The organism is Advenella sp. RU8, from assembly GCF_048381675.1.
GTDB lineage: Bacteria > Pseudomonadota > Gammaproteobacteria > Burkholderiales > Burkholderiaceae_B > Advenella.
In genome coordinates this window covers 1-7,419 of sequence record NZ_JBLWIS010000018.1, presented here as the reverse complement: position 1 = coordinate 7,419, position 7,419 = coordinate 1, and the positions used below count along the sequence as shown (strand labels likewise).

Below are 7,419 nucleotides of genomic sequence, written 5' to 3'. Positions count from 1 at the left end.
AGACCTGATTTGTGAATTTCACTATGTACACCAACAAGCCCATTTTTATAAGTGACCTTACAAGCAAGGTGAACCATAATTTGGAATAGTGTATTTTTTGGTCTTGGTGTCAATATCAATTCATTGAAAACTTTTTTATTTAATGTGAAGTAACTGAATTCTTCATTTGAGTTGTTGACAAGACTGGATTTATTATTTATATTTAATGACATAGGACACCTTTTTATTGTTTTGGTTTGGTCACTATTCATTAAAACAGGTTATCTAAAAAAATCAAGCCCCAGAAATGGGGCTTTGTTTTTTAATTTCAGTAGCAGTTAAGAGCAGGCATTCCATCAACTAAAATATATCGAACTATTCTTGGGCGACTTTGCTCGTCAACTGCTAGTGAAACGGTTACTCTTTTTCCTTGTTGGACTCCACGGAATGAAGTTACAGTCAATGTGCCGTCTGTTTTACTAGAATCAACTAAATCATAGTTCTGCAACAACTCCATAGATTCCTGCAATGTTTCAGCAGGTGATTTGCATACGAATTTTTTTGCAATAGAAACATCGCTCATTTCTTTGCCTAGCTTGCTTGAGAGAATTACAAATGGTTTGTATGACCATGTTGTTTTTACATTGTTAGGAAATGACTCTTCTATTTTTTTACTAGGCTGTTCTGGTGCATTCTGTTTTGCTGTTTTAACAGGAGTGGAAGTGCCAGTACCAAAGAAAACCTTTCTTTGTTCAAACCAATCAAGAAGACATGATTTTGACGAACATTCTTTTTCTCGTTGCTTCCATGCAGTTCTTTGATTCGTAATCAGATCTTTTGGGGTTTCTGATTTTGCAATGGCATTCTTGTAAATTACTGCCAATTCATCATCTAATCTTGAAAGATCTTCATCTTGGCAAATTAATTTTTCGTTAACTGATTTTGCCTTTTGACAATCGAAACTAGCCGAATGGGCTAGCATTGAAATGGTGGTCAATAAGGTAAATCCGATTACTTTAACTGTTTTCTTTGACATTGAAAGTTCTGCCTTCCGTTAATGGTTGTTTGAATATTAACCTAATACTTTCTTAGTTGCTTCTCTTTTTATTTCATCTGTATCTATGGAAAATTCACTTTTGGCGACATTTTTAATAATTTCCTCTATCAGGGTATGACCCCGATCAAAAACCTCTTGCATATATCTGACTTCGCGGATCGCTCGATCTATTCCAGCTTCATTGGTCATATCAATGTCCATAAAGAGTTTGTGAGCTAAGTGGTTTCTTGCTTCATATAGAGTTTCAAGAAACAATTTTGTATCTTCTGGAATGGGGTTTGATTTAATTGATTCTTTAAGAATCTGACCTAATGTCTTTTTTGACCAATAGTTTGGATCTGCTTCTATGGGTTTTGAGATCTCTATCTTTGAGAATAGAATCATTAGAGAAACCAGATTGTATTCAACAAGTTGAGCTTTGTGTAAGGCTCTTCCAGCTTCCTCGTATAGAGTGGATAGATTTTTAGGCATTTAATTCTCCTTCATTGATCATTTGGTAAGCACTAAAAGAAGTTGAAGAAGCTCTTCTTTTTCTTCTAAATTAATAGTGTTTTGCTGTTGCTTTTCTCTTAGTTGGTTCAACCTTTTGATATGGTTCACCTCTTCAAGAATCGGACTAAGATAGTGTTTGTTCGTAATATCTGGATTGTCATGTCCAAAAGTTCGCAATGCTCCTAATTGTGTATCGGTGGTCATTAAACGACTTCTAACATGCAGTTCGTCAAATTTTCTAACGGAAGAAAAGCCCAGAATATTTGCAACAAGCAGACTATTACCGTCAGCTTTTGAAAGTGTTCTTGAAATGGAGGTTTTTCTAAAATCGTGAAACTTTAAATCAAGTTTCAATCTTAAAACCTGAGCCCTAAAAATTCGATCAAAACCAGTAATCGTATAGGTAAAGAATCGACCGTCTTTGGTCTTCGGTTTTAGAGTAGCTAAAAATTCCTGAGCTTCTTTTGTTAAATAAACTTTTCTAGGTTTACCTGACTTTGTGTGAATAAGTTGAATGTAATTTTCTTTAACTTGCTCTTGCTTTAAAGTGATTACTTCACTTCTTCGCATTGAGGTTATTAAAGACAAATTACATATCTGGTAAAGCTCTGGATTGCTATAATTTTTGAAGTCGTCAAATATAAATTTGATTTCTTCGTCTGATAAAAATCGCTCTCTTTTGAGAGAGTTATTTTTAATCAAATCCCTATCGTAATCACGACAAGGATTTTTTAAACCTTCCAGAAATTCAGAAAAATATTTGACCTTGTTGAATACATTAGAAATTTGAGTGATTTCTCTTTGAATGCTAATAGGCTTCATGCCCATTCGTTTTCTTGTTCTAATGTAGTTATTTATGTCAATAGGATTGATCTTCCTAATGTCATATGTCCCAAAAAATTTATAAATTGGATTTTCTGGATCACCAATGCCTAGTTCTTCTTTTTCTTGATAGGTGCTAGTTCTATCAAGAATAGAAGTTCTCAAAATGGTATTGAAGAAAGAAATAATATTCGCTTTTGACCTTCTTTGTAGCTCAGTTGTAGAAGGTTTTGTTTCAATGTAATCACGAATGTACAACCTTGTGAAATGTTCAAAAGTGAAATTATTTCTATTTTCGTTATCTAATTTATATTTTTCTTCTTCTGACTGTTCAACCGAATAAATTAACCTTTTTCCTCTGACTGTTTTGGATAGGGTTAAATACTCTTTTGCCTCATTGAAATTATCAAAAACTTTTGATCTCTGTCCCTTAAAGTCTTTACGGGTTATCCTTACACGGTAGGCAGTTCCGACAGTTCCGTCTTTGCGAGTCCATTGGATTTCTTGTATGCCTCTGACTGGTGAACTTGCCACAGTTGACCTCTAAAATTTGGTTGTTTGATAGGTGAATTTTACAGTGAACAACCAATGATTGCCAGTGGGTGTTTTTGTGCTGAAAAGGCTGTGAACCCTTGTAAAACAAGGACTTAGGAGATAAAAATGACAGAAACTATTGTTCTTGGCGGTGGGTGTTTTTGGTGTGTTGAAGCAGTGTTCCAGCGTTTGCGTGGCGTGATGCGCGTGCAATCGGGGTATTGTGGCGGTCATGTAGATCACCCTACCTATGAGCAGGTATGCGAGAAAAACACGGGTCATATAGAGGTTGTTGAAATTGAGTTTGATCCACGGGAAATCGGTTTTGATGATTTGCTGGGCGTGTTTTTCGAAACCCATGATCCAACCACCCCTGATCGCCAGGGTAATGATGTGGGACCACAGTATGCCTCGGCCATTTTTTTTCAAAGCCCGGAACAGGAAGCAGTTGCCCGTTTGCATATAGAGCACTTGCAAGATCGCCTTGGTGTCCCTGTGGTTACCAAGCTATTACCCAAAGCGAGGTTTTGGCCGGCAGAAACCTATCATGACAATTATTTTGAGCGAAATCCTCATCAGCCCTATTGTGCGTTTGTGGTTTCAGAAAAAGTAAACAAGTTCATCAGGCGTTTCCCCGACAAATTGAAAACGTCTTGAGGTTACTTAATATTCAATTAATGAAATTGCAATCCACCACATGATCACACCGGTGCTGGCATCCAGTACTTGCCAGGCTTTTGCCCGCTTGAATAAAGGTTGTAGCAAGCGGGCGCCATAGCCTAATGAAAAGAAGAATAAAAGCGATGCCAGGCTGGCGCCAATAAAGAAATTCAGTCCTTGGCCGGGGTAGCGGGTTGAAACGGAACCAATCAAGAGCAGGGTATCTAGGTAGACATGCGGATTTAGCCAGGTAAATGCCAGGCATATCAAGAGCGTCTTTTTCAGACTGCTGGGCGAGTTGGGCTGGCTGGCATTCAGGCTGCTTGTTCCCTTGATGGCCGAGATGAAATTCATCAATCCATAAAAAAACAGGAAAGCGGCACCGGAATAACGAATGGCTGCCAGCCAGAAACCCGATTGGGACAAAACCAGGCTGAAACCGGCAACGCCAATTCCAATAAGCATTGCATCAGAAATGGCGCAAAGCAGGCAGACCCAGAAAACATGTTCTGCCTTCAGGCCTTGGCGAAGGATGAAGGCATTTTGCGAGCCAATTGCCATAATCAGGGAAAAAGAAAGCAGGAATCCTGCCAGAAAAGCGCTCATGGAAATAATCGGTTCAAAAATGGTTCAAGGGCATAAAGTATGCAATGGAACCGAGAATATTTAAATATAATTTAATTTAATTTATATATATTAAATATTATTTAAGGTGGCCCGATGATTCAGGATTTTGATCCGCGGCAGACAATGGCATTCATGGCTATTTTGGAAACGGGTAGTTTTGAGGCGGCGGCGCAAAAACTGAATATTACCCCGGCGGCCGTATCACAACGTATCCGAGCCCTTGAAAATGCCATGGGGGCACCGTTGGTTCAGCGGGTCAGGCCTTGTGTCGCAACCAGGCAAGGCATGAAGCTGGCTCATTTTGTCAGGAAGAGAGAGTTATTGCTCAAAGATTTTCAACGGGAGTTTGTGCCATCAGCAAATCAATTTCTTGAATTAAGCATTTCACTTAATAATGATTCAATCGGCTCGTGGTTCATGCCTGCAATTTCAGCCTTTATCATTAAAAACCGGATTTTGTTGAACATTCAACTCATTGATCAGGATTTGACGCACCGGCATATGGAAGAGGGGCGAGTCGTTGCCGCCCTATCGTCCAACCAGCAGGCAATGAGGGGGTGTTCCAGTCGTTTTCTGGGGAATTTGCGTTACTTCATGATGGCAAGCCAAGATTTCATGCAGCGCTGGTTTTCAAGTGGCTTTAGCAGGGAAACCGCCAAGCGGGCGCCAACCCTGGTTTTTGATCGGCATGATTTGTTGCAGGAAAAATTCCTGCAGAAATATTTGGGGATGTCTCAAAATGAATGCTACTGTCATCACATTCCTGCTTCAGAGCCATTTACCGATGCGATCCGTCTGGGTTTGGGTTATGGCATGGTGCCGCATACCATGTTGAAGCAAGTCGATCAGCCTGAGCTGATGAATGTTTTGCCAAATGCATATATTGATGTGCCTTTGTATTGGCACCAGTGGGATCAGGAATCCTGGATGCTTTCGGCCCTGGGCAAAGAGGTTGTTGCCAAGGCTGAAAGTATCCTGATTCAATAATGGCCTTTTTCTGTATTAAGCCGGTTTGAGTACGCCCCGGCGCATTTGGTCCAGTTCTATAGATTCAAAAAGCGCTTTGAAGTTGCCTTCACCAAAACCTTCATTGCCTTTGCGTTGGATAATCTCAAAGAAAATCGGACCAATCTGGTTCTCAGTAAAGATTTGCAGAAGCAAGTCGTTGTTGGGACCACCATCCAGCAGAATCCGGTTTTGCTTCAGCCGGGCAAGGTCTTCATTATGGTTAGGCAGTCGTTGGTTGAGCATCTCATAATAAGTATCGGGCGTATCCAGAAATGTCAGTCTGTTTTTCCTTAAGGCCTCTACCGTTTCGTAAATATTATTGGTGCCCAGGGCAATGTGTTGAATGCCCTCACCATGATATAAATCCAGATATTCCTGGATCTGTCCTTTTTCTTCGGTGCCTTCCTCATTAATGGGAATACGGATTTTTCCACACGGCGAGGTCATGGCTTTGGATTTGACGCCGGTTACTTTTCCTTCAATGTCAAAGTAACGGATTTCCTTGAAGTTGAACAGGCGCTCATAGAATTCCGCCCACTCCTGCATGCGACCCTTATGTACATTATGAGTAAGGTGGTCAATAATTTCCAGGCCAGCGCCTTTGTGGTGCAGGTCTTCGCTGGCAGTTTCGTAATTAATGGGTTCGAAGTCGACATCATAAATACTAATGTCACCAATTCCACCATGCCCATCCTTGCCTTTCCAGCGATCAACCAGATAAATCAGTGAATCGCCAATACCTTTAATGGCGGGAATGTTCAGTTCCATTGGTCCGCTTTTTGAGTCAAAGCCCCAGGCACCTAATTCCAGTGCGCGTTTATAGGCTTTGGCAGCATCCTGGACGCGAAATGCAATCGCACAGATAGAGGGGCCATGCTGGCGGGCAAATCGCTGGGCAAAAGAATCTACTTCGGCATTAATGAGAAAATTGATTTCACCCTGGCGGTAAAGCGTGACATTCTTGGTGCGATGCCGGGCAATCGCTTTAAAGCCCAAGGACGTAAATACCTTTCCCAGTGCTTCAGGGTCGGGGGCGGTATATTCTATAAATTCAAAACCGGCTGTCCCCATTGGGTTTTCCCATGGGGTGAATGTTTCAGTGCTCATTATTATCTCCTATCGTATTCGTTCATTGTTAAGCATTTAGCGCAAATATATTCTAATGAAAAGCGAATAAACAAAAATTGCGAATAGTTCCCTTGGGGAAGTATTTTTAAATTATTATTCTAATTAATCTAAGATTTAGGAAATTAAATGCCAATAAATGAACTGGACAGGATAGACAAGCAGATCATTAATGAATTACAGCGCGACGGGAAGCTCAGTAACCTGGAATTGGCTGACCGCGTAGCGCTGTCACCCAGCCCCTGCTTGCGCCGGGTTAAGCGATTGGAAGATGAGGGATATATAACAGGATACACCGCAATGGTGGATCCCGACAAAATCGGCTGTGGATTGATTGCTTATGTATCCATTCATTTGAATAAAGTCAGTGGCAGCAGTCATGCACCTATGGAGGCATTTGCCCGTGATGTGCAAAAGTGGCCCGAGGTCGTCGAGTGTTATGCCCTGTCGGGCGAGATGGATTACATATTAAGAGTGCAGGTAAAAGACCTGGCCGCTTTTTCCGCTTTCTCCATGAATGTACTGATGAAGCATCCTTCGGTTGTAGATATGCGATCCAGTTTTGCGCTGCAAAAAATCAAAGAGAGCAAAATGCTTTATGTTAAATAGAGGAAGAGGGATGTTGAAAAAAAAGAACGGGAGATAGTAATAGTGTAATAACAATGCCTGCGGAAATTAAATAAGGCAGTTGGGTAGGATCTTTTTCAGTATCCGGATAAATGTGTTGGCTTTGCGTGTCTGTTATACGGTGGTAAAGCTGCTAATGTTGTATTGTTGCGATAAAAAAACAAATTCTGATAAACGGCAATTACCAATTAAAACAATGGCTTGCGATATTTAGTGTAAAATACCTCGAAATATTTCAAGAAAAAGCTTGCCAAGGTGCGGGCTGGTTCGCTATAGTTACATTCTTTCGCAGCAACAGCACTAGGGTTTGCCCTTAAATGCCAAGTAGCGAAAAGCGAAACGAAGGCAGTGTGTTAATCTAAGTTTTGATTAGTCAGTGGCAACGTGGGGCAGGTAGATCTGGTGCGGTTAGCCAGATAGTTTAAAAGAACGGTTTTAAAAATACTTTAAAATAGTTGTTGACAAACAAAACCCCATGCTTCATAATC

9 protein-coding genes are annotated in these 7,419 nt (G+C 40.7%); 3 read left to right on the top strand and 6 right to left on the bottom strand.

Annotated features, from left to right (window positions below; all coding sequences use genetic code 11):
• The 4 genes from ACM5Q9_RS14210 to ACM5Q9_RS14195 all read right to left on the bottom strand — a co-directional run.
• The coding region (locus ACM5Q9_RS14210) for a hypothetical protein (RefSeq protein ID WP_418145414.1) at positions 1 to 212 on the bottom strand (212 nt) is incomplete at its 3' end.
• A gap of 95 nt (positions 213 to 307) precedes the next feature.
• On the bottom strand, positions 308 to 1,015 hold the full coding sequence (locus ACM5Q9_RS14205) for a lysozyme inhibitor LprI family protein (RefSeq protein WP_418145412.1): 708 nt from the start codon (positions 1,013 to 1,015) through the stop codon (positions 308 to 310).
• A gap of 36 nt (positions 1,016 to 1,051) precedes the next feature.
• On the bottom strand, positions 1,052 to 1,507 hold the full coding sequence (locus ACM5Q9_RS14200) for a hypothetical protein (RefSeq protein WP_418145410.1): 456 nt from the start codon (positions 1,505 to 1,507) through the stop codon (positions 1,052 to 1,054).
• Between the two features lie 18 nt (positions 1,508 to 1,525).
• Positions 1,526 to 2,884 carry a site-specific integrase gene (locus ACM5Q9_RS14195; RefSeq protein ID WP_418145408.1) on the bottom strand — a complete coding sequence of 453 codons (1,359 nt, stop codon included), beginning with the start codon at positions 2,882 to 2,884 and terminating at the stop codon, positions 1,526 to 1,528.
• 126 nt (positions 2,885 to 3,010) lie between these two features.
• Here ACM5Q9_RS14195 and msrA point away from each other — a divergent pair, with 126 nt between their 5' ends.
• Positions 3,011 to 3,541, top strand: a complete 531-nt coding sequence (gene msrA / locus ACM5Q9_RS14190; protein WP_418145406.1) for a peptide-methionine (S)-S-oxide reductase MsrA — start codon at positions 3,011 to 3,013, stop codon at positions 3,539 to 3,541.
• A gap of 6 nt (positions 3,542 to 3,547) precedes the next feature.
• Here msrA and ACM5Q9_RS14185 read toward each other — a convergent pair whose 3' ends face one another.
• Entirely contained in the window at positions 3,548 to 4,150 is a 603-nt protein-coding gene (locus tag ACM5Q9_RS14185) for a LysE/ArgO family amino acid transporter (RefSeq protein ID WP_418145404.1), read from the bottom strand.
• A gap of 114 nt (positions 4,151 to 4,264) precedes the next feature.
• On the opposite strand from ACM5Q9_RS14185, the gene ACM5Q9_RS14180 reads away from it, so the two are divergent.
• A complete protein-coding gene (locus ACM5Q9_RS14180; protein WP_418145403.1) occupies positions 4,265 to 5,158 on the top strand; it encodes a LysR family transcriptional regulator ArgP in 894 nt (297 codons plus the stop codon).
• Positions 5,159 to 5,173: 15 nt separating this feature from the next.
• On the opposite strand, the gene hppD is transcribed toward ACM5Q9_RS14180, so the two are convergent.
• Positions 5,174 to 6,286: a 4-hydroxyphenylpyruvate dioxygenase gene (gene hppD, locus ACM5Q9_RS14175; RefSeq protein WP_418145401.1), complete on the bottom strand. Its 1,113-nt coding sequence runs from the start codon at positions 6,284 to 6,286 to the stop codon at positions 5,174 to 5,176.
• Positions 6,287 to 6,433: 147 nt separating this feature from the next.
• Between hppD and ACM5Q9_RS14170 the strand changes: the two genes are divergently transcribed.
• Entirely contained in the window at positions 6,434 to 6,913 is a 480-nt protein-coding gene (locus ACM5Q9_RS14170; protein WP_418145399.1) for an Lrp/AsnC family transcriptional regulator, read from the top strand.
• Positions 6,914 to 7,419: the final 506 nt, after the last annotated feature.

Bases quoted from the DNA above. Each gene is read 5' to 3' on its own strand.
- msrA (WP_418145406.1), top strand. From the start codon at position 3,011: ATGACAGAAACTATTGTTCTTGGCGGTGGGTGTTTTTGGTGTGTTGAA.
- ACM5Q9_RS14180 (WP_418145403.1), top strand. From the start codon at position 4,265: ATGATTCAGGATTTTGATCCGCGGCAGACAATGGCATTCATGGCTATT.
- ACM5Q9_RS14185 (WP_418145404.1), bottom strand. From the start codon at position 4,150: ATGAGCGCTTTTCTGGCAGGATTCCTGCTTTCTTTTTCCCTGATTATG.
- ACM5Q9_RS14205 (WP_418145412.1), bottom strand. From the start codon at position 1,015: ATGTCAAAGAAAACAGTTAAAGTAATCGGATTTACCTTATTGACCACC.
- ACM5Q9_RS14170 (WP_418145399.1), top strand. From the start codon at position 6,434: ATGCCAATAAATGAACTGGACAGGATAGACAAGCAGATCATTAATGAA.
- ACM5Q9_RS14200 (WP_418145410.1), bottom strand. From the start codon at position 1,507: ATGCCTAAAAATCTATCCACTCTATACGAGGAAGCTGGAAGAGCCTTA.
- hppD (WP_418145401.1), bottom strand. From the start codon at position 6,286: ATGAGCACTGAAACATTCACCCCATGGGAAAACCCAATGGGGACAGCC.